The sequence below is a fragment of the Streptomyces sp. NPDC029139 genome, assembly GCF_055564335.1.
This window is the reverse complement of sequence record NZ_JBVHWN010000011.1, coordinates 152,899-171,685: the sequence shown is the minus strand read 5'-3', so window position 1 is coordinate 171,685 and position 18,787 is coordinate 152,899. Positions and strand designations below refer to the sequence as shown.

Annotated in this window: 19 protein-coding genes; 9 read left to right on the top strand and 10 right to left on the bottom strand. The window is 73.3% G+C overall.

Features of this window, described 5'->3' with window-relative positions; genetic code table 11:
• The first annotated feature begins 42 nt into the window (after positions 1-42).
• Together hemG and hemQ are read left to right on the top strand one after the other, a co-directional pair.
• Positions 43-1,506, top strand: coding sequence for a protoporphyrinogen oxidase (gene hemG, locus ACZ4VW_RS23925; RefSeq protein WP_467965617.1), 1,464 nt, complete (start codon positions 43-45; stop codon positions 1,504-1,506).
• 17 nt (positions 1,507-1,523) lie between these two features.
• On the top strand, positions 1,524-2,237 hold the full coding sequence (gene hemQ / locus ACZ4VW_RS23920) for a hydrogen peroxide-dependent heme synthase (protein ID WP_361862107.1): 714 nt from the start codon (positions 1,524-1,526) through the stop codon (positions 2,235-2,237).
• Positions 2,238-2,300: 63 nt separating this feature from the next.
• On the opposite strand, the gene ACZ4VW_RS23915 is transcribed toward hemQ, so the two are convergent.
• The 5 genes from ACZ4VW_RS23915 to ACZ4VW_RS23895 form a co-directional block, all read right to left on the bottom strand.
• The gene (locus tag ACZ4VW_RS23915; protein ID WP_467965614.1) at positions 2,301-3,899 is read right to left on the bottom strand and encodes an alpha/beta hydrolase; all 1,599 of its coding nucleotides are present in this window, start codon (positions 3,897-3,899) and stop codon (positions 2,301-2,303) included.
• Between the two features lie 126 nt (positions 3,900-4,025).
• Positions 4,026-5,084 carry a TIGR04222 domain-containing membrane protein gene (locus tag ACZ4VW_RS23910; protein ID WP_467965612.1) on the bottom strand — a complete coding sequence of 353 codons (1,059 nt, stop codon included), beginning with the start codon at positions 5,082-5,084 and terminating at the stop codon, positions 4,026-4,028.
• A 7-nt stretch (positions 5,085-5,091) separates the two neighbouring features.
• A complete protein-coding gene (locus ACZ4VW_RS23905; RefSeq protein ID WP_467965610.1) occupies positions 5,092-6,588 on the bottom strand; it encodes an MbnB/TglH/ChrH family RiPP precursor modification enzyme in 1,497 nt (498 codons plus the stop codon).
• 110 nt (positions 6,589-6,698) lie between these two features.
• Positions 6,699-7,454: a DUF4142 domain-containing protein gene (locus tag ACZ4VW_RS23900; protein WP_467965608.1), complete on the bottom strand. Its 756-nt coding sequence runs from the start codon at positions 7,452-7,454 to the stop codon at positions 6,699-6,701.
• A 123-nt stretch (positions 7,455-7,577) separates the two neighbouring features.
• Positions 7,578-8,282, bottom strand: coding sequence for a peptidyl-tRNA hydrolase (locus ACZ4VW_RS23895; RefSeq protein ID WP_467965606.1), 705 nt, complete (start codon positions 8,280-8,282; stop codon positions 7,578-7,580).
• A gap of 82 nt (positions 8,283-8,364) precedes the next feature.
• On the opposite strand from ACZ4VW_RS23895, the gene ACZ4VW_RS23890 reads away from it, so the two are divergent.
• Genes ACZ4VW_RS23890 through ACZ4VW_RS23875 form a run of 4 tightly spaced genes read left to right on the top strand, consistent with a single transcriptional unit; the run spans position 8,365 to position 10,773 of the window.
• Positions 8,365-9,045, top strand: a complete 681-nt coding sequence (locus ACZ4VW_RS23890) for an AIM24 family protein (protein WP_467965604.1) — start codon at positions 8,365-8,367, stop codon at positions 9,043-9,045.
• A gap of 8 nt (positions 9,046-9,053) precedes the next feature.
• The gene (locus tag ACZ4VW_RS23885; protein ID WP_467965602.1) at positions 9,054-9,923 is read left to right on the top strand and encodes an ABC transporter ATP-binding protein; all 870 of its coding nucleotides are present in this window, start codon (positions 9,054-9,056) and stop codon (positions 9,921-9,923) included.
• Entirely contained in the window at positions 9,920-10,570 is a 651-nt protein-coding gene (locus ACZ4VW_RS23880; protein WP_467965600.1) for an ABC transporter, read from the top strand. The genes ACZ4VW_RS23885 and ACZ4VW_RS23880 overlap by 4 nt, the downstream gene beginning before the upstream one ends.
• Positions 10,571-10,584: 14 nt before the next feature.
• Entirely contained in the window at positions 10,585-10,773 is a 189-nt protein-coding gene (locus tag ACZ4VW_RS23875) for a hypothetical protein (protein ID WP_467965598.1), read from the top strand.
• A gap of 11 nt (positions 10,774-10,784) precedes the next feature.
• Here the strand turns inward: ACZ4VW_RS23875 and ACZ4VW_RS23870 are convergent, their stop codons facing one another.
• From ACZ4VW_RS23870 to zapE, 5 genes are all read right to left on the bottom strand, one after another.
• Positions 10,785-11,666, bottom strand: a complete 882-nt coding sequence (locus ACZ4VW_RS23870) for a polysaccharide deacetylase family protein (protein WP_467965596.1) — start codon at positions 11,664-11,666, stop codon at positions 10,785-10,787.
• A 38-nt stretch (positions 11,667-11,704) separates the two neighbouring features.
• Positions 11,705-12,535: a PPK2 family polyphosphate kinase gene (locus tag ACZ4VW_RS23865; protein WP_467965748.1), complete on the bottom strand. Its 831-nt coding sequence runs from the start codon at positions 12,533-12,535 to the stop codon at positions 11,705-11,707.
• A 203-nt stretch (positions 12,536-12,738) separates the two neighbouring features.
• Positions 12,739-14,097 carry an alkaline phosphatase PhoX gene (locus ACZ4VW_RS23860; protein WP_467965594.1) on the bottom strand — a complete coding sequence of 453 codons (1,359 nt, stop codon included), beginning with the start codon at positions 14,095-14,097 and terminating at the stop codon, positions 12,739-12,741.
• A 129-nt stretch (positions 14,098-14,226) separates the two neighbouring features.
• Entirely contained in the window at positions 14,227-14,655 is a 429-nt protein-coding gene (locus ACZ4VW_RS23855) for an OsmC family protein (RefSeq protein ID WP_467965592.1), read from the bottom strand.
• Between the two features lie 34 nt (positions 14,656-14,689).
• A complete protein-coding gene (gene zapE / locus ACZ4VW_RS23850) occupies positions 14,690-15,778 on the bottom strand; it encodes a cell division protein ZapE (RefSeq protein ID WP_467965746.1) in 1,089 nt (362 codons plus the stop codon).
• Positions 15,779-15,856: 78 nt separating this feature from the next.
• Between zapE and ACZ4VW_RS23845 the strand changes: the two genes are divergently transcribed.
• The 3 genes from ACZ4VW_RS23845 (at position 15,857) to murC (ending at position 18,775) form a co-directional block, all read left to right on the top strand.
• Positions 15,857-16,636: a pyrimidine reductase family protein gene (locus tag ACZ4VW_RS23845; protein WP_467965590.1), complete on the top strand. Its 780-nt coding sequence runs from the start codon at positions 15,857-15,859 to the stop codon at positions 16,634-16,636.
• A 106-nt stretch (positions 16,637-16,742) separates the two neighbouring features.
• Positions 16,743-17,213: an indole-3-glycerol phosphate synthase gene (locus ACZ4VW_RS23840; protein ID WP_467965588.1), complete on the top strand. Its 471-nt coding sequence runs from the start codon at positions 16,743-16,745 to the stop codon at positions 17,211-17,213.
• Between the two features lie 170 nt (positions 17,214-17,383).
• A complete protein-coding gene (gene murC, locus ACZ4VW_RS23835) occupies positions 17,384-18,775 on the top strand; it encodes a UDP-N-acetylmuramate--L-alanine ligase (protein WP_467965586.1) in 1,392 nt (463 codons plus the stop codon).
• Positions 18,776-18,787 lie beyond the last annotated feature (12 nt).

The window sequence follows — 18,787 nt, the reverse complement described above, 5'->3', positions numbered from 1 at the left end:
GTCACGTTCCGGCCTCGGATCGGCTTTTGAGAGAGTGGTGCCATGAACGCGCACGTTGTCGTAGTCGGAGGCGGCATCGCCGGCCTCGCCGCCGCCCACCGGCTGCTGTCCGCCGGGGCACGGGTGACGCTGCTCGAAGCCGGTGACCGGGTCGGCGGCAAGCTGCTCGCCGGGGAGATCGCCGGCGCCCCCGTCGACCTCGGCGCCGAGTCGCTGCTCGCCCGCCGCCCCGAGGCGGTGGCGCTCGCCCGCGCCGTCGGCCTCGGCGACCGGCTCCAGGCGCCCGCCACCACGACCGCCTCCGTCTGGTCGCGGGGCGACATGATCCCCATGCCCAAGGGTCACGTCATGGGCGTCCCCGGCGACGTGGCGGCCCTCGCTGACCTCCTCAGCGAGGAGGGACTGCGCCGGGTCGAGCAGGACCGCGCGCTGCCCCCCGCCGAGATCGGCGAGGACATCGCCATCGGCGCGTACGTCGCCGACCGCATGGGCCGCGAGGTCGTCGACCGGCTCGTCGAACCGCTCCTCGGCGGGGTCTACGCCGGCGACGCCCACCGGATCTCGATGCGGGCCGCCGTCCCCGCCCTCTTCGCCGCCGCCCGCACCCACGGCACGCTCACCGAGGCCGTCCACGCCGTCCAGCGGGCCGGTGCCGCGACCCCCTCGGACGCGGCGGGCGCGGCCACCGGCCTCGGCGGATCCGCCTTCATGGGCATCGAGGGCGGCATCGGCACCCTCCCGGAGGCCGTCGCCGCCGCGATCCGCGCCGCGGGCGGGGAGATCCTCCACCACACCCCGGTCACCGGCCTCCGGCGCGCCGCGGCGCCCGACGGCCCCGGGTACGCGTCCCGCACGCGGTGGCAGGTCGTCACACCCGGCCGGACGCTTCTCGCCGACGGCGTCGTCCTCGCCACCCCCGCCTGGTCCGCCGCCGTGCTCCTCGCCGAGGAGGCGCCCGCCGCCTCCGTCGAGCTCGAAGCCGTCGAATACGCCTCCATGGCCCTGGTCACCCTCGCCTTCCGGCGCGCCGACATGCCCGCCCTGACCGGCTCCGGCTTCCTCGTACCCCCCGTCGACGGCCACACCATCAAGGCGTCCACCTTCTCCAGCCAGAAGTGGCGGTGGGTGTCCGAGACGGCCCCCGACCTCTTCGTGCTGCGCACCTCCGTCGGCCGCCATGGCGAGGAGGAACAGGTCCTGCGCGACGACGCCGACCTCGTCGCCGCCTCCCTCAAGGACCTGGCCGCCGCCACCGGCCTGACCGCGCGCCCCGTCGCCACCACCGTCACCCGCTGGACCGGCGGCCTGCCGCAGTACCCGGTGGGCCATCTCGCCCGCGTCGCCCGCGTCCGCGAGGCCGTCGCCGCCCTCCCCGGGGTACGCCTCGCGGGCGCCGCCTACGACGGCGTCGGCATCCCCGCCTGCATCGCCTCCGCCCACCGCGCGGCGGACGAGATCATCGCCACGTCGGAAACCATGGACCCTGGTGCGGGGCACTGTCCGTGACGGGCGAGAATAGGCGTATGAGTGCGCCCGAAAAGATCCCGAACGCCGGTAAGAAGGCGAAGGACCTCAACGAGGTCATCCGCTACACCCTGTGGTCCGTGTTCAAGCTGCGCGACAACCTGCCCGAGGACCGCGCCGGCTACGCCGACGAGGTCCAGGAGCTGTTCGACCAGCTCGCCGCCAAGGACATCACCATCCGCGGCACGTACGACCTCTCCGGTCTGCGCGCCGACGCCGATGTGATGATCTGGTGGCACGCCGAGACGAGCGACGAGCTCCAGGACGCGTACAACCTCTTCCGCCGCACCAAGCTGGGCCGCGCCCTCGAGCCGGTCTGGTCGAACATGGCGCTGCACCGCCCCGCCGAGTTCAACAAGTCGCACATCCCGGCCTTCCTGGCCGACGAGACGCCCCGCGACTACGTCAGCGTCTACCCCTTCGTGCGCTCCTACGACTGGTACCTGCTGCCGGACGAGGACCGCCGCCGGATGCTCGCGGACCACGGCAAGATGGCCCGCGGCTTCCCCGACGTCCGCGCCAACACCGTCGCCTCGTTCTCGCTCGGCGACTACGAGTGGATCCTCGCCTTCGAGGCCGACGAGCTGCACCGCATCGTCGACCTCATGCGCCACCTGCGCGCCTCCGAGGCGCGGATGCACGTCCGCGAAGAGGTGCCGTTCTACACCGGCCGCCGCCGCTCCGTGGCGGAGCTCGTCGCCGGCCTGGCCTGACGGCCGTACGAACCTGGTGACGGCCCGGCGCCCAGCCGGGCCCTCACCCCTCGACCCGGAAGATCAGAGGGCGGGCGGAAGCTCCGTCCGCCGCTCCAGCGACACCGGGTCCGGCTCCGGGTGCGGCGCGCACGACGCGCGCCGCACCGGCGTCCCTCCGGGCACCGCCCCGGTCAGCAGGTACCTCTCCAGGTGCCCGTTCACGCAGGCGTTCGGACCGCCCCCGATGCCGTGCGTACCGGCGTCCCGCTCGGTCACCAGGGCCGAGCCCGACAGCCTGCGCTGCAGCTCCAGCGCCCCTTCGTACGGCGTGGCCGCGTCGCGCTCGGCGGCCAGGATCAGCACCGGCGGCAGCACACCCGGAGCGGTCCGCACGTCCAGCGGCTTCTGCCGCGGCGCCTTCCAGTACGCGCAGGGCAGGTTCATCCAGGCGTTGTCCCAGGTCTCGAACGGCGCCAGCTTCGCGAGCCGGGTGTTGTCGCGGTCCCAGACGGCGAAGTCCTCCGGCCAGGGAGCGTCGTTGCACTCCACCGCCGTGTAGACCGCCCTGCCGTTGCCCTGGTCGGGTGACGCCTCCGCCGCCGGGGCCGCCTGCGCGATCAGCGGTTTCGGATCGCCCTTCAGATACCGCGACAGCGCGGTGGCCCGCCGCGTCCAGTACCCGTCGTGGTACGCGACCTGGAGCAGCGCCTGGTGCAACTGGCCCGGCCCGACCTTCCCGCCCGCCGGGCGCACCGCGAGCTCGGCGCGGACCTTCTCGTAACTCTCCTGCACCTCCGCCGCCGTGCCGCCGAGCCCGTACACCGCGTCGTGCTTGGCGGCCCAGGCGCGGAAGTCGGCCCACCGGCGCTCGAACGCGGGCGCCTGATCGAGGTTGTTGACGTACCAGATCTGGCGCGGCGCCGGGTTGACGGGCGCGTCGAAGACCATCCGGCGTACCCGGTGCGGGAACAGCGTCGCGTACAGCGCGCCGAAGTACGTGCCGTACGAGGCGCCCATGTACGTCAGCCTCGTCTGGCCGAGCGCCGCGCGCAGCACCTCCAGGTCGCGCGCGTTGTTCAGCGAGTGGTAGTGGCGCAGTGCCGTGCCCGTGCGGGTCGCGCAGCCCTGGGCGTACGTCTTCGCCCGGGCGATCCGCTCCCGCTTGAAGACCTCGGAGGGGTGGGTGGGCGCCGGCGTGGGGCCCGTGGCCCGGTCGGCCGGGTCCTGGCAGGAGACGGGGGCCGAGCGGCCCACCCCGCGCGGGGCGTAGCCGACCAGGTCGTACGCGGCGGAGATCCGCTTCCAGGCCGGGAGCCCCGCGACGAGCGGGAAATGCAGGGAAGAGGCGCCCGGACCCCCGGGGTTGTAGACCAGCGCGCCCTGGCGGCCGGCGGCCGGACCCGAGGCCCCGACCCGGCTGACCGTCAGCCCGATCCGGGTGCCGCCCGGGTCCGCGTAGTCGAGCGGGACCCGGACGGTGCCGCACGTCACGGACGCCGGCAGCTTCTCCTCGGCCGGACAGGCGCCGAAGCGGATGCCCTCGGAGGCGGCGCGGCGGGCGGCGAGCAGCGTGCCGTGGGTCTCGGCGGGCGGGGAGTCGAAGGCCCGTGCGGGGGTGACGGCCGCCGGTGACGCCAGCACCAGCGCTCCGACGGCTCCGAACAGCGCGAGAGATCTCATCGGCCCCTATCCTCCGTGCCCTTTGTCCCCGCGCGAGCCGCGGGGACAAAGGGATCGTTGGGGGACGGATCGCCGAAGTAAAGGATCTCCGGCCGGTGTCGGGCCCAATGCTCCGATGCGCCCCCGTCAGCCGCTCGAACTGGAGCAGCTCGAGCCGCTGCTGCTGGAGCACGAGCTGCCGCCGGAACTGGAGCCGCTGGAGCTCGAGCAGCTGGAGCTCGAGGAGCTGGATCCGCCGCCTCCGCCGGAGCAGGCGGCGGCCGAGCAGCTGCCTCCGCCACCGGCCGCGCAGGAGGAGCCGCCGCCGGGGGAGGACCCGCCGCCTCCGCCGCACGCGCCCCCGTTGTCCGGGCTGCCGCCGCACCAGGCGAGCACCATCAGGGCCGTCGTGTCCGAGGAGGTGCCGTGCGAGGTCCGCGGGAACGGCTGCCGGCCAGGCCCCGAACCGTAGATCCGGGCCGCGGCGATCAGCTGCGCCCGGAGCTCCGGGTCCGGCACGCCCCGCAGCCCGTGCAGCGCGACCTGATGGGCGGGGTCCGGCAGATAGGCGTGATCCCGGCGGAACGCGGCCACCGCCCGGTGCCCGGCGCCGGTGACCCGCCCGCTGCCGACCGCGGCGCAGACGAGCGCCACGACCCCGCCCAGCATCAGGGCGGGCAGCACCGCGACGAAGAGCGGGACGGCGGCGAAAGAATCGTCGACGGCGATGGTCAGCACGACCGAGAGACCCAGCAGCGCGAACGAGCCGAGCCCCTGGACGAGGCACCACCGTCTGATCGTGCGGCGCCGCTCCGGCGCCACCATCAGCCCGCGCGCGGCGAGGCCGTCGCCGATCTCCTGCACGGCGGGACTGCGCATCACCGCGAGGCGCAGTTCGTGCAGGGCGCCGCTCGGGGCGGCGGCGAGCCGCTCCAGGACGGCTCGGCCGACGTGGTCCCGGGCCCGCAGGTCGGGACGGAGCACGACGACGAGGCCGGGACCGCCGACCCCGATCAGCCCCTCGGCGTGCAGGCTCGCCAGAGCCGTGTCCACCACCCGGGGCGGGCCCCCGGCCAGGAAGGCGGCCTCGGCGAGGTCGTGCACGGAGGTGCCGCCCGGAACGGACCGGGCGGCGGCGACGCGGGCGATGAGCACCCCCGAACCGACGAGAACCGCGATCCAGACGAGTACGGTGAAACCGATCATGTGTCCATCACCTCCGTGCGAGCGCGGCGCGCGCCGCGTGGATCAGCCGGGTGGCCCGGCGGGGAGGGCGGGTGTCGGCGCGCTCCTGCCACCAGCGGGTGAGCCTGCGCCGCGTCTCGGGGTCCTCGACGTGCCCCGCCACGAGCAGGTGCTCGACGAAGCCGAGCGCGTCGCGGCGATAGCCGCCCGTCATCGGGCGGGACGTGGCGTACGCGCGGAACGCCGGCCGGAGGCGGTCGCCGAGGATCTCGGGCAGCTCAGGGGCGATCTTGGCGACGACGTCGGCCCGCTTGGCCGTGAGCGCCCGGCCCTGCACGCCGAGCCGCCGCGTGTCGAACCCCTCGGGGGCGGGGGTCCCCGCGACGAGCGCGGACAGCAGAGCGGTCTGCGCGACCCCGACCCGCTCCCGCGCCCGTCCGATGCCGCCGCCACCGCCCGGGTCGGCACCGCCGGGTCCGCCTTCGCCGGGCGTCCCGGGCTCGGGCGTGACCGCCGAACCCGGCCCGGCCGGTGCGGTGCCGCGCGGCCGAGGCATCGGGCCGCCCGAGACCCGGGCGCCCACTCCGATGAGCAGCGCACTCTCGGCGGGGGACCCGTCCGGCGCGCCCGCCTCCGCGGCCGCCTTCTCGCCCGCCTCCACGGTCGCCGCGACCGGCACCGTGGCCGTCACCGCCTTCGTCACCGTCTCGCGGATCGTCGCCAGTTCCGAGGCCAGTTCCTCCACGGGCGGGAAGTGGTCGTCCCGCTCCAGCAGGACGCCCGGCGGGGAGATCCTCGACGCCAGGTCCGCGAGGATGCCGAGGACCGGCTCCGGGACCGGGTGGGCGTGCGTGTCGTGCCAGACGCCGTCGCGTTCGAGGCCGCCCGCGACATGGACGTACGCGATCGCCTCGACCGGGAGTTCGGCCAGCGCCTTCGCCGGGGACTCGCCCCGGTTGACGTGGTTGGTGTGCAGGTTCGCGACGTCGATCAGGAGCCGTACCCCCGTACGCTCCACCAACTCCGCCAGGAACTGACCCTCCGTCAGCTCCTCGCCGGGCCAGGAGAACAGCGCCGCGATGTTCTCCAGGGCCAGCGGTACAGGCAGCGCGTCCTGCGCGATCCGCACGTTCTCGCACAGCACGTCCAGCGCGTCCCACGTGCGCGGCACCGGCAGCAGGTGCCCCGCCTCCAGGACCGGCGTCGCGGTCAGCGCGCCCCCGGCCCGTACGAACGCGATGTGTTCCGTCACCAGCGGCGCCCCCAGTGCCTCCGCCGTGGCCGCCAGCTCCGCCAGCCGCCCCGCGTCCGGCCGGTCCGCGCCGCCGAGGCCCAGCGAGACCCCGTGCGGCACGACCGTGACCCCCCGCGCCCGCAGCCGCCGCAGCGACTCCGGGACGTGGCCCGCGCACACGTTCTCCGCGACGACCTCCACCCAGTCGACGCCGGCCAGTGCCTCCACCGCTTCCGCGATCTCCGGCCGCCAGCCGATGCCGATCCCGAGTCTCGTCTCCCGTGCCGTCATCCCGTCCCCCTCCTTCGGTCCCAGACGTGATGGCCCGGCGGGAAGCGTTCGAATCCCGCCGGGGGGACGTTCAGAGGTTGATTTGAGGTTCCCGCGCGCGGACGAGGGGGTTACGGCTGGGAATGCGGTGTCACGATCCCCGCCTCGGGCACCGGCCGCGAGGTGAACGACTGGTCCGTTCCCGAGGGGCGTACCGGCGAGGGGACGGCCGGCGAGGGCACCACCGGCGGCCCGGTCGGCGGCGCCGTCTTCCGGCCGGCCGCCTCGTTCGCCAGCGCGTCGTGGTCGACCATCCCGGTCGCCTCCAGCATGGTGATGTGGTCCAGCACCGTCTGGTTCGCGTCGCTCGCAAGTTGCCGGATCAGTGTGTTGCGCGTGGTGTGCCTGACCTCCGCGATCAGCGCGAACACCTTGCCGTGCGCGTTGCGCAGCAGGTTCGCGAACTTCCGCTCGTACTCCTCCCCGCTCGCCGCCGTCAGCTCCCGCAGCCAGCCCTGCTGCTGCTCGGTCGGCTGGTTCGGCAGCTCCACGCCGAGCTTCGCCGCCACGTCCCGGGCCCGCCGGTCCAGGTCCGTGTGGCCGACGACGAGGTGGTCGCCGCACTCCACCATCGCCCGGCTCGGGGCGCGTTGGATGGCCTGCTGGCCGGCCGGGAGCTCCCAGAGGCCGGCCAGCCGCACCTTGACCAGGAAGTCACGGTCGGTGGCCGACAGCGGCCCCCACTGAGTGGCCACGCTCGACACGTTCAGATTGGCCTGGCCGGTTCCCGAGCGGTCGGCGTAGGACCAGACGGGGAAGGCGATCGCGCCGACCGTCGCGACGAGTGCCGCGATGATGAGTGCCGTCCCGTTGACGCGTAGCGACAAGGTGTCTCCCGTACGTTTCGAAGTCGGTCACCGCAGACTGAACCTGCAACGACGCTGCCGTTCAAGCCGCTTGGCGGTATCGGGAGATACGTACGGGGGGACGGCCGTGTTCAACGGCCGTGTTCAGCCGCCGAGCCGGTCGAGCCCGCCGAGTTCCGGGAACGCCGACACGACCGTGCACGAACCGGGCGCGATCTCCGTGAACCCGGCGTCCCGCACCACCGGCAGCCCGCTCGTGGTCAGCTCCGCCCAGCGCGCCGGATCGGCCGTCCGCACCGCCAGCGGGAAGCCGGCCTCCCGCCACGCCTTGCGGTCCGCCTCCGTCATCTCCCACCACAGCAGCTGCGCTCCGTGCCCCGCCTGGGCCATCGCCTTGCCCGCGGACATCTCCAGGTCCGGGTTGAGCCACAGCAGCGCCGCCCCGGGCCGCGGCGCGGCGGGCGCGGCCGGGTCCTCCAGGTCGGTGCCGGACACCTGGAGCTTCGCCAGCTCCTTGGGCCAGCCGTCCAGCGGGACCGGCGGAAACACCCGTACCTCCGCCGCCTCACCCGTCACCGTGATGCCGGGGAGCGCCTCTGCGCGCCGCCACTCCCCTCCGCGCGCCCGGCGCACGACCTTGCGGATCCGGGCGTCCTGCCAGTCGGTCATGGCCCGCGCCCACTCGCCGTCGCCGTGCGCGCGGTCGTCGGCGAGGATCTCCAGGACGGCGCGGGCCGCCGTCTCCAGGGCGTCGGTACGGGCCGGGGGCTCGGCCCGCTCGATCCGTACCACCAGCGGGAGGACGAACTGGGGCTTCTCGTCACGGATGTCGGTCTCGTTGCTGCTCACCCGGCAAGTCTGCCATCGGGGTGACGGGGGCCCGGAAAGCGATCCTTGTAGGAATCGGAGGTTCCGGGACAGGATGCACCCCATGAAGAGCGATCTTTTCGCCACGGAGAACCTTGCCGAGACCGCGACGTTCCCTGGCATGACCCTGCAGAACGCCAAGTGCGTCAAGTACGCCGTCAACGGCGAGATGCAGGCCCGGCAGGGTTCCATGATCGCCTTCCGTGGCGACCTCCGGTTCGAGCACAAGAGCCAGGGCCTCGGCGGCCTGCTCAAGCGCGCCGTCACCGGCGAGGGCCTGGCGCTGATGGCCGTCCGCGGCCAGGGCGAGGCGTGGTTCGCGCACGAGGCGCAGAACTGCTTCATCGTCGAGATCGAGCAGAACGACGCCTTCACCGTGAACGGCCGCAACGTCCTCTGCTTCGACTCCACCCTCGGCTACGAGATCAGGACCGTGAAGGGCGCGGGCATGGCCGGCGGCGGACTCTTCAACAGCGTCTTCACCGGACAGGGCAAGATCGCCCTGGTCTGCGAGGGCAGCCCGATCGTCATCCCCGTCACGCCGCAGGCCCCCGTGTGTGTCGACACCGACGCCGTCGTCGGCTGGAGCGACCGGCTCCAGACCTCGCTGCACCGCTCGCAGTCCCTCGGCTCGATGATCCGCGGCGGCTCCGGCGAGGCCGTCCAGCTGAGACTGGACGGCGAGGGATTCGTCGTCGTCCGGCCCAGCGAGGTCACTCCGCAGAAGAAGGCGTCGTCCGGCTGAGCCCGGTCGTGCGGTTCGACGGAGTGGGGCGCCGTTACGGCCCGCGCGGCCCATGGGTGCTGCGCGAGGTCGATCTCGCCCTGCCCGCGGGCGCCCTCGTCCGGATCACGGGCACCAACGGCACGGGCAAGTCGACGCTGCTCCGACTGATCGCGGGGATCGACGCGCCGACGGAGGGCCGGATCACCGGCCGGCCCCGGCGCACGGCCTACGTCCCCGAGCGGTTCCCCGCCGCCCTGCCCCTCACCGCACGCGGATATCTCGTCCATCTCGGGCGCGTCCAGGGGCTCGGCCGGGCCGAGGCGGCGGCCGGGGCGGGGGAGTGGCTGGAGCGGTTCGGCGCGGGTGCCTTCGCGGGCACGCCGCTCGCCCAGCTCTCCAAGGGCACCAGCCAGAAGGTCGCCGTCGCCCAGGCCCTGCTCGCCGGCCCGGACCTGGTGGTTCTCGACGAGGCGTGGACCGGCCTCGACACGGCCGCGCGGCGGGAACTGGACCGCGCCGTCCGCGAGCGGGTCGCCGCGGGCTCCACGGTCGTCTTCGTCGACCACGATCCGCGGCGGCTCGCGGGGGAGGCCGACACCGCGTTCGCGGTGGAGGCGGGGCGCGTGCGGCCCGGTGGTCCCCGGCCCGACAGGAGCGGCGCGCGGGCCCGCGTCCGGATCGTGGTCTCCGGTGGGACGGGGCTCCCCGACGGGCTGCCCGGGTCGCCCGTGTACGAGCAGTGGGCCCCGCCCGGCGCCGGGCCCGGGGCCGAGTCCGGGGCCGACGGCACCACGGCCGTCATCGTCGACGCGGAGCACTCCGACGGACTGCTCCGAGCCCTGCTCGAAGCCTCCTGGCACATCCACGAGCTGCGCACCGAAGGCGCCCGGGTATGACCGCACTCCTCCGATACCAGGCCGACCTGCTCCTGCGCTCCCAGCGCTGGCTCGCACCGCTGCTGCTGTACGCGGTGTTCCTCGGCGTCGGCGTGCAAGCGGGCGAGCCCGTGCTGGGCGCCCTCGGCTACACGGCCGCCGCCCTGCTCCCCGTCGCCGCGTGGTTCGTACGGATCTGCCTCGGCCAGGAACCTGCCGCCGCGCGCGCCGTGGTGGCGGCCGCGGCGGGGCGGGAACGGGCCCACCTGGCGGCGGTCCTGACCGCCGTGGCCTGCGCCGCGCTCCTGGGCGTCGTCGCCGTCCTCGGGGTGACGGCGCTGAGCGACCTCCGGGGCACCGACGCCGTCGGGGCCGGGGCCGCGGGGCTCCTCGCCACCGCGGTCTGCGTCCTGACCGGCGCCGCCGTGGGCGTCCTCACCACCCGGCCGCTCGTCCGCTCCCGCGGCCGGTCGCTCGCGACGCTCGTCCTCGGCTCGCTCCTGGCGCTGGTGACGCCCGGATCACCGGCGGCGTACGCGGTGACGGGCCTGGTCGGCGGCGCGCGCACCGCGACCGTCGCCATGCCCTGGCTCGCCCTCGTGGGGGCCCTGGCCACGGCCGCCGCCGCGGTGGCCGTGAGCACCGGAGCAACCGCCCGGCGGGAGTGAGTACGCTCGAAGACATGGACGAGGACAGGTCGTACCGCGAGCCCACCGAGGCGACGGAGGCGGCGACGCCGGCCGCCGGCGGACCGTTCGCGGAGTGCGTGCTGTGCCGGAAGCCGACCGAGTACCCCGAGTCGGCCAAGGGGATCACCCTCTGCCCGGTCTGCGAGTGGCGGGAGGCCGAGCGCATCGCCTGCTCGGGTTGAGGACCCAGGGGTCAATACACCTGGGTCGCGCCCGCCATCAGCTCGGAGACCTTGACGAAGCGGTAGCCCCTGGCGCGCAGTTCGGGGACGATCCGGCGGACCGCCTGCTCCGTGACGGGCGCGGCGCTGCGAGTGCAGTGCAGGACCACGAGCGAGCCGGGCCGCACGCCGTCGAGGACCTGGCGGGCGACGGCGTCACCGTCCTTGGCGAACGCGTCGCCGCTGACCACGTCCCACTGCACCGCCGTGACCTTCGCCGGGGCGAGCGCGCGCAGCGCCTCGTCGTCGTAGCAGCCGCCGGGGAAGCGGAAGTACGGCACGACATTGCGCGCCCCGGCCTTGCGGAACGCGTCGAAGGCCCGCCGTACGTCCCCGGCCATGTCCGGCCTCGCCACCGTCGGCAGGCCGTAGCAGGGCGAGGCGAAGGCGTAGTGGCTGTAGGAGTGGTTGGCGATCTCGAAGCGGGGGTCGGTGCCGATGGAGCGGGCCTGGTCCGGGTACTCCTCGGCCCAGCGGCCGGTCATGAAGACGGTCGAGTCGACCTTCAGCCGCCGCAGGGTCTCGATCAGCCGCGGATTGTCGAAGCGCTCCCCGCCCGCGGCGCGTGGCCCCTGGTCGGCCGTCATGTCGGCGTCGAAGGTGAGCGCGACGACCATGTCCCCGCCCGTGCGCCCCCGCTCGAACACCGGGGTGAGGCCCGCAGGGCCGGGCGCCATGGTGGGCGGCGCCTTGCGCACGGTCGCCGGCCCGGGCGCGGCGCTCGCGCTCGTGCGCGGGGACGGGGACGCGCTCGTGCCCGGCGCTGCGGGCGGGGCGTCAGGAGGTGTCGCGGTGTCGGCCGTGCCCCCGCCACAGCCGACGAGTACGGCGCCCAGCAGGGCGAGCGCCGACAATCTTCGTACAGAAATGGTCACTCACGGAAACTAGCCGATCAAGAAGCGAGCAGCTGCTTGCGGCACTCCGCCACGTCGAAGTCGCCCTTCGGGTACTGCGGATCGAGCTCCTCGAGATGCTCGAGGAGCAGCGTGCTGATGGCCCAGTTGCGATACCACTTGCGGTCGGCCGGAACCACGTACCACGGAGCCTCCGGTGTCGAGCACCGCTCCAGCGCCAGCTCGTACGCCCGCTGGTACGCGGGCCACAGCGCCCGCTCCTGGATGTCGCCCCTGTCGAACTTCCAGTGCTTGTCCGCGTTGTCGAGGCGGGCCAGGAGGCGGCCGCGCTGTTCCTCGTACGAGAGGTGGAGGAAGACCTTGACGATCGTGACGCCGTCCTCGGCGAGGGACTGCTCGAAGCGGTTGATCTCGCCGTAGCGGGGTCCGAGGTCACGACCGGGGACCAGCTCATGGACCCGGGCGACCAGGACGTCCTCGTAGTGCGAGCGGTCGAAGATGCCGATCTCGCCCGGCAGCGGCAGCGACCGCTTGATCCGCCAGAGGAAGTGGTGGCTCCGCTCCTGGGCCGTGGGCGCCTTGAAGGCGCGGACCCGGCAGCCCGAGGGGTTGAGGAAGCCGATCACGTGCTTGATCGTGCCGCCCTTGCCACTGGTGTCCATGCCTTGAAGGATCAGCAGGACGCGACGGCGGTCACCCGCCGTGCTCGACGCGTACAGCCGCTCCTGGAGTGCGGCGAGGCGCGGGGCGAGACCCGTCATGGCCTCCACGCCGGCCGCCTTGTCCGCGGGGCCCGCCGGAAGGCGCGAGGTGCTGTACGAGGAGAGGTCGACGGGCTCGCCGACGGGGACGCGCAGCACATCCCGCAGGACCTCGGGCCGCGCCTCGCCCTTGGCCTCGGCCTCGGCCTTGTCCCCGGCCTTCGTGCGCTGCTTCTTCGGCACCCCGGTCCCCTTCCCGTCGGTCGCTCGCCTTCCCCCGATCCTGCGACGGAATCCGGGGAGCCGCGACCGGCCGCGCCACCGCGGGACGCGTGACGCGACCGGAACCGGGTGCCGGCCGAGCCCCTACGTCAGCACCACGGGCCCGTCACGGCGAACGTCGTCCCGGGCGCGTAGCAGTTGACGTACATCGTCCGCCCGTCAGGCGAGAACGTGACGCCCGCGAACTCGCCCCACTCCGGGGCCTCTGGGGTCCCGATGTTCTGCGCGTTGCGGGCCATCGCGTACACCTGCCCCTTCCGGCTCACTCCGTACACGTGCTGGGCGCCGTCACCGTCCTCGGAGACCATCAGGCCGCCGCCCGGGGCGAGGCAGATGTTGTCCGGCGACTCGCCGGGCAGCTGGATGTCCGTGCTCGGTCCGAAGACCACGACGAGCGTGAGGCGGCGCCGGTGCGGCTCGTACTTCCACACCTGGCCGAAGTGGGTCGCCGCCGATCCGTCCCCGGTGCGGGCGAAGCTGGAGACGAAGTACACCGCGCCGCCACCCCAATAGCACCCTTCGAGCTTCTGCGCGTGCGTGATGCCCTTCGGCCCGAAGTCCTGGAGCCTGATGGGAGTTTCGGTCGCCAGCGGATCCGGCACGGGCACCCATTCGACGCCGTCGAAGCGGGCCCCGGTCTCCTGGATCACGGAGAGATCGGGCACGCCCGGCACCCGCATGGCCTCCAGGGCCCCGCCCGCGCGCAGTGAGCCGTGGCCGCCCAGCGGCTTCTCCGGCAGGAAGCGGTAGAAGAGCCCGAAGGGCTTCTGGAAGGCGTCCTCCGTCTCGTACACGATCCCGCTGCGCGGGTCGACGGCGATCGCCTCGTGCTGGAAGCGGCCCATGGCGGTGAGCGGTACGGCTCCGGTGCGGCGCGGATCGGCGCCGTCGACCTCGAAGATGAAACCGTGGTCCTTGGTGTAGCCGTTGGTTCCGGCCTTGTCCTCGGTCTCCTCGCAGGTCAGCCAGGTGCCCCAAGGGGTGTGCCCGCCCGCGCAGTTCACGGCGGTGCCGGCGATGGCCACGCGCTCGCCGAGGACGTTGTTGCGGCCGTCGAGCTCGAGCGCCGTACAGCCGCCCTTGGCGGCGGGGTCGTACGTCAGTTCCGCGACGGTCGGGACGCCTATTCTCCCGGTGACCCGGTTCTCGTGGTTGCGGACGAGGTGCACGCGGCCGCGGCGGCCGGCGAAGGCGCCCATGCCGTCGTGGTTGCTGGGGACCGGGCCTTCGCCGGAGCGGAGAGGATCGCCCTGACGGGAGAGGACCTTGTAGCGGAAGCCCGCGGGAAGGTCGAGGAGCCCGGCGGGGTCGGGGACGAGCGGGCCGTAGCCGGCTCGTTCGCTCGCCGCGGCGCTTCCCGCGAAGAGTTCGCCGAGCGCGCCGGAGAAGACGATGCCGGCGACGGACGCGCCGGTGCGGGACAGGATCTGACGTCGTGTTGCGGACATGAGGCAACAGCTCCCCTGTTGGCGGACAGGCAGATGTGACGTGTGACCCGCATGTGTGTATCACGCACTGTGGTGACACGTGAACCATGCGGGTCGACACGGCCTCATGGGACGTGAGGGATCAGACGATCAGACGAGTTCGGCGGTGAGCGTGATCGTCGTTCCCGCCAGGGCCTGGCTCACCGGGCAGTTCTTCTTGGCGTCCTCGGCCAGGGACTGGAACTCGTCCGCGTCCAGGCCCGGGACCTCGCCGCGGACGGTGAGGTGGCTGCCCGTGATGCCCTGGCCCGGCACGAAGGTGACGTCGGCCTTCGTCTCCAGGCGGGTCGGCGCGTTGCCGGCCTTGGCCAGGATGTTGGAGAAGGCCATGTTGAAGCAGGAGGAGTGCGCGGCGGCGATCAGCTCCTCGGGGCTGGTCCTGCCGTTCGCCGCCTCGTCGGTACGGGCCGGCCAGGAGACCGGGTACTCGCCGATGCCGGACGAGTCGAGCGAGACGGTGCCCGAGCCCTTGAGGAGGTCACCCTCCCAGACGGCGTGAGCGGAACGGGTTGCGGCCATGATGAATCCCTTTCGATCGGGTATGGCCTCCAACCTACTGCCCCACCAGTCCCTTTGCGTCGCGAGCCAGTGCGGTGAGCCGGGAGATCGCCCGGAAGTACTTCTTTCGGTACCCGCCCTTCAGCATCTCTTCACTGAACAGCCGGTCGAAGGGGAGGCCGGAGGCGAGCACCGGTATCTCCCGGTCGTACAGCCGGTCGGCGAGGACGACGAGCCGCAGCGCCGTCGACTGGTCCGGGACCGCCTGAACGTCCGTGAGACAGACCGCGCTCAGCCCCTCGGTGAGCGCGCCGTACCGGCTGGGGTGGACCCTGGCCAGATGCTCCAGCAGGTGCGGGAAGTCGTCGAGCGAGGAGCCCGGGGTCGCGTACGCCGCCTTCGTCACCTGCTCGTCGGAGTACGGGGCGGGCGCCTCGGGCAGCCCGCGGTGGCGGAAGTCCTCGCCGTCGATCCGCAGCGGGCGGAAGTGGGCCGACAGGCCCTGGATCTCGCGCAGGAAGTCGGCGGCGGCGAACCGGCCCTCGCCCAGCTTGCCGGGCAGCGTGTTGGAGGTGGCGGCCAGTGCCACGCCCGCCTCGACGAGCCGGCTGAGCAGGGAGGAGACGAGGACCGTGTCGCCCGGGTCGTCCAGCTCGAACTCGTCGATGCAGAGGAGCCGGTGTCCGCCGAGGGTCTTCACGGTCTGCTGGAAGCCCAGCGCGCCCACCAGGTTCGTCAGCTCCACGAACGTGCCGAAGGCCTTCAGCTCCGGCGCGGCGGGCGTGGCGTGCCAGAGAGAGGCCAGCAGGTGGGTCTTGCCGACGCCGTAGCCGCCGTCGAGGTAGATCCCGCGCGGGCCGGCGGGGACGGAAGCCTTGGCGCTCCTCGCGAACCAGCGGCCGAGTCCCGCGCGCTTGCCGGCGCCGCTGGCGTGGGCGCCGCCGAGACCCTCGGCGAAGGAGCTGAGGGCCTTGACCGCGTCGGTCTGGCTCGGCTGGTTCGGGTCCGGGATGTAGGTGTCGAAGCGCACCGAGTCGAAGCGCGGCGGCGGGACCATCTCGGCGACGAGACGGTCGGCGGGGACGTGGGGCTCCCGCGCGCAGAGGGAGACCGGGGCCGCTTCGGTGGAGGCGGCTTCGGTCACGGCGCGCGGGGCGCGGGAGGCATGGGAGGCACGGGTCGACACAGTTCCCCACTGTAAGCGCCGTGTCAGACTGCGAGGATGCGACGCCTGTTCCCTGTGACGGACATGACAGCCGACGACGCCTTCGCCGGGGACCGGGAGTGGTCCCTCGACGAGCTGGCCGACCTCTATCCGTACCCGGAGCTGCCCCCGGGCGGCCGCTGGCTGCGCGCCAACATGGTCTCCTCGCTCGACGGGGCCGGTCAGCACGACGGCCGCTCCCAGCCCCTCTCCTCCGACACCGACATGAGGATCTTCGGGACGCTGCGCGGCCTCGCCGACGTGATCGTGGTGGGGGCGCAGACCGTACGTCAGGAGGGGTACCGGCCGGCCCGTGCGCGGGACGCGTTCGCGGCCCGCCGGGCGGCCGCCGGGCAGGGTCCGGCGCCGGCGATCGCCGTGGTGAGCGCCTCCCTGGAGCTGGATTTCTCGGCTCCGCTCTTCGCCGAGCCCCTGGTGCCGACGCTGGTCCTGACCGGTGCCGCGGCGTCCGCCGAGCGGGTGGACGCGGCGGGGAGGGCGGGCGTGGAGGTGGTGATCGCGGGCGACGGACCAGGGGTGGAACCGGCCCGCGCGGTGGAGGCGCTCGCGGAGCGCGGGCTCCGGCGTCAGCTGACCGAGGGCGGACCCCGGCTGCTCGGCCAGTTCGTGGCGGCGGACGTGCTCGACGAGCTGTGCCTGACGGTCTCGCCGACGATGACGGCGGGCACCGCGCAACGGATCGCGGGAGGCCCGCCGGTGGCCGTCCCGAAACGGTTCGCCGTGGCGTCGGTGCTGGAGGAGGCCGGGTTCCTTTTCACCCGCTACCGTCGGATCTGACAGGCGGCGGAATTTGTCGTTCCGGTTAGCTTCCGCTGGGCACACTTACCCCCGTAGACCCCGTGCGGGCACGGGGAAGGATGGTTTCCGCAGAAGGGCTCCTGAGGTGTTCACAAGCGTTCTGATGATCGAGAAGCCCCTCACGTCCGTCGACGTGGAATTCGTCACCACCCTGCACGGCGACGAGGGCGTGTCCTTCATCGTGCTGATGCAGCCCCGTGGTGACCAGGCCGATGTACTGCTGCGCGCCATCGACGACGTCGCCCTGGGCGAACTGAAGGAAGCGACCCGCGAGGGCGACGAACCGGAGGGCAAGGCGGCCCGCGTCCCCGCGGAGGAGGCTCTGGAACACTCCCTCCGGGCCCTCAGGAACGCCGGCTGCGAGGCGGTCGGACAGGTGGTCGAGGACCACCCCCTCGACAAGATGAAGGCCGTCGTCGACGAGTCGGACGCCGACGAGGTGATCGTCCTGACGGCCCCCCACTACGTGGAGGAGTTCTTCCACCGGGACTGGGCCTCCCGGGCGCGCCACAAGGTCGGCGTACCGGTCCTGAAGCTGTTCGCACACAGCGAGTGACGTCCGGGCGGGACGCACGGGCAGTGACGTACGGGCGGTGACGTACGGAGGGTGACGCGGGGAGGGTGACGCGGGCCGCCCGGACGGGCCCGGGCTCGGTGCCCGGGGCTGTCCGGGCGAGCCACTAGGCTGGGGCCCTCCTGTACGTCGCACCCCGGGGAGAGATCCGCATGGCACCCGCCATCCCTGCCGCCATGGAACGGCCGCACTTCATCGGCATCGGCGGTGCCGGAATGTCGGGCATCGCGAAGATCCTCGCCCAGCGCGGGGCCAAGGTGGCCGGCAGCGACGCGAAGGAGTCCGCGACCGCCGAGGCGCTGCGCGCCCACGGCGTCACCGTGCACATCGGGCACGCCGCCGCCCACCTCGCCGACGACACCAGCGCCGTCGTCGTCTCCAGCGCCATCCGCGCGGACAACCCCGAGCTGGCCCGCGCCGCCGAACTCGGCATCCCGGTCGTCCACCGCTCCGACGCGCTCGCCTCCCTCATGGACGGCCTGCGCGCGATCGCCGTCGCCGGTACGCACGGCAAGACCACGACCACCTCCATGCTGGCCGTCGCGCTCACCGAGCTCGGCCTGGACCCCTCGTACGCCATCGGCGGCGACCTCGCGGGCCCGGGCACCAACGCTCGCCACGGTGACGGCGCGGTCTTCGTGGCCGAGGCGGACGAGAGCGACCGGAGCTTCCAGAAGTACGACCCCGAGGTCGCGATCGTCCTCAACGTCGAGCTGGACCACCACGCGAACTACGCGTCGATGGACGAGATCTACGAGTCCTTCGAGGCGTTCACCGCCAAGATCCGCCCCGGCGGCACCCTGGTCGTCGGCGAGCACGCGGGCGCCCGTGAGCTGGCCGGGCGGGTCGCCGGCCGCCACGGCCTCCACGTCGTCACGGTCGGCGAGTCCGAGACCTCCGACGTATGGATCCGGAAGATCGTCCCGAACGGGATGACCAGCGAGGTCACCGTCGTCATGGACGGGGTCGAGCACGTGTTCACCGTCTCCGTCCCCGGCCGTCACTACGCGCACAACGCGGCGGCCGCCCTCGCCGCCGGAGCCCGCGTGGGCATCGACCCGGCGGAGCTGGCCGAGGCCCTCACCGCGTACACCGGCGTCGGCCGCCGCCTCCAGCTCAAGGGCGAGGCGGGCGGGGTCCAGGTCATCGACTCGTACGCGCACCACCCCACCGAGATGACCGCCGACCTGGAGGCCATGCGCGGCGCCGCGGGGGGCTCGCGCCTCCTCGTCGTCTTCCAGCCGCACCTCTTCTCCCGCACCCAGGAGCTGGGCAAGGAGATGGGCGACGCGCTCGCCCTCGCCGACAGGTCCGTCGTCCTCGACATCTACCCGGCGCGCGAGGACCCGATCCCCGGCATCACCAGCGAGCTGATCATCTCGGCGGCCCGCGAGGCAGGCGCCGACGTGACGGCGGTCCACGACAAGGCGACCGTCCCGGACGTCGTCGCGGGAATGGCCGAGCCCGGTGATCTCGTTCTGACGATGGGCGCGGGTGACGTCACCGACCTCGGACCGCGGATCCTCGCCCGTCTGACGAAGTGAGGGAGTGGAGTC

Excerpts from the sequence above, each read along its gene's own strand:
- ACZ4VW_RS23890 (WP_467965604.1), top strand. The coding sequence starts at position 8,365 with ATGAAGAGCGATCTTTTCGCCACGGAGAACCTTGCCGAGACCGCGACG.
- ACZ4VW_RS23910 (WP_467965612.1), bottom strand. The coding sequence starts at position 5,084 with ATGATCGGTTTCACCGTACTCGTCTGGATCGCGGTTCTCGTCGGTTCG.
- ACZ4VW_RS23915 (WP_467965614.1), bottom strand. The coding sequence starts at position 3,899 with ATGAGATCTCTCGCGCTGTTCGGAGCCGTCGGAGCGCTGGTGCTGGCG.
- ACZ4VW_RS23880 (WP_467965600.1), top strand. The coding sequence starts at position 9,920 with ATGACCGCACTCCTCCGATACCAGGCCGACCTGCTCCTGCGCTCCCAG.
- hemG (WP_467965617.1), top strand. The coding sequence starts at position 43 with ATGAACGCGCACGTTGTCGTAGTCGGAGGCGGCATCGCCGGCCTCGCC.
- murC (WP_467965586.1), top strand. The coding sequence starts at position 17,384 with ATGGCACCCGCCATCCCTGCCGCCATGGAACGGCCGCACTTCATCGGC.
- ACZ4VW_RS23875 (WP_467965598.1), top strand. The coding sequence starts at position 10,585 with ATGGACGAGGACAGGTCGTACCGCGAGCCCACCGAGGCGACGGAGGCG.
- ACZ4VW_RS23905 (WP_467965610.1), bottom strand. The coding sequence starts at position 6,588 with ATGACGGCACGGGAGACGAGACTCGGGATCGGCATCGGCTGGCGGCCG.
- ACZ4VW_RS23860 (WP_467965594.1), bottom strand. The coding sequence starts at position 14,097 with ATGTCCGCAACACGACGTCAGATCCTGTCCCGCACCGGCGCGTCCGTC.
- hemQ (WP_361862107.1), top strand. The coding sequence starts at position 1,524 with ATGAGTGCGCCCGAAAAGATCCCGAACGCCGGTAAGAAGGCGAAGGAC.
- ACZ4VW_RS23855 (WP_467965592.1), bottom strand. The coding sequence starts at position 14,655 with ATGGCCGCAACCCGTTCCGCTCACGCCGTCTGGGAGGGTGACCTCCTC.
- ACZ4VW_RS23845 (WP_467965590.1), top strand. The coding sequence starts at position 15,857 with ATGCGACGCCTGTTCCCTGTGACGGACATGACAGCCGACGACGCCTTC.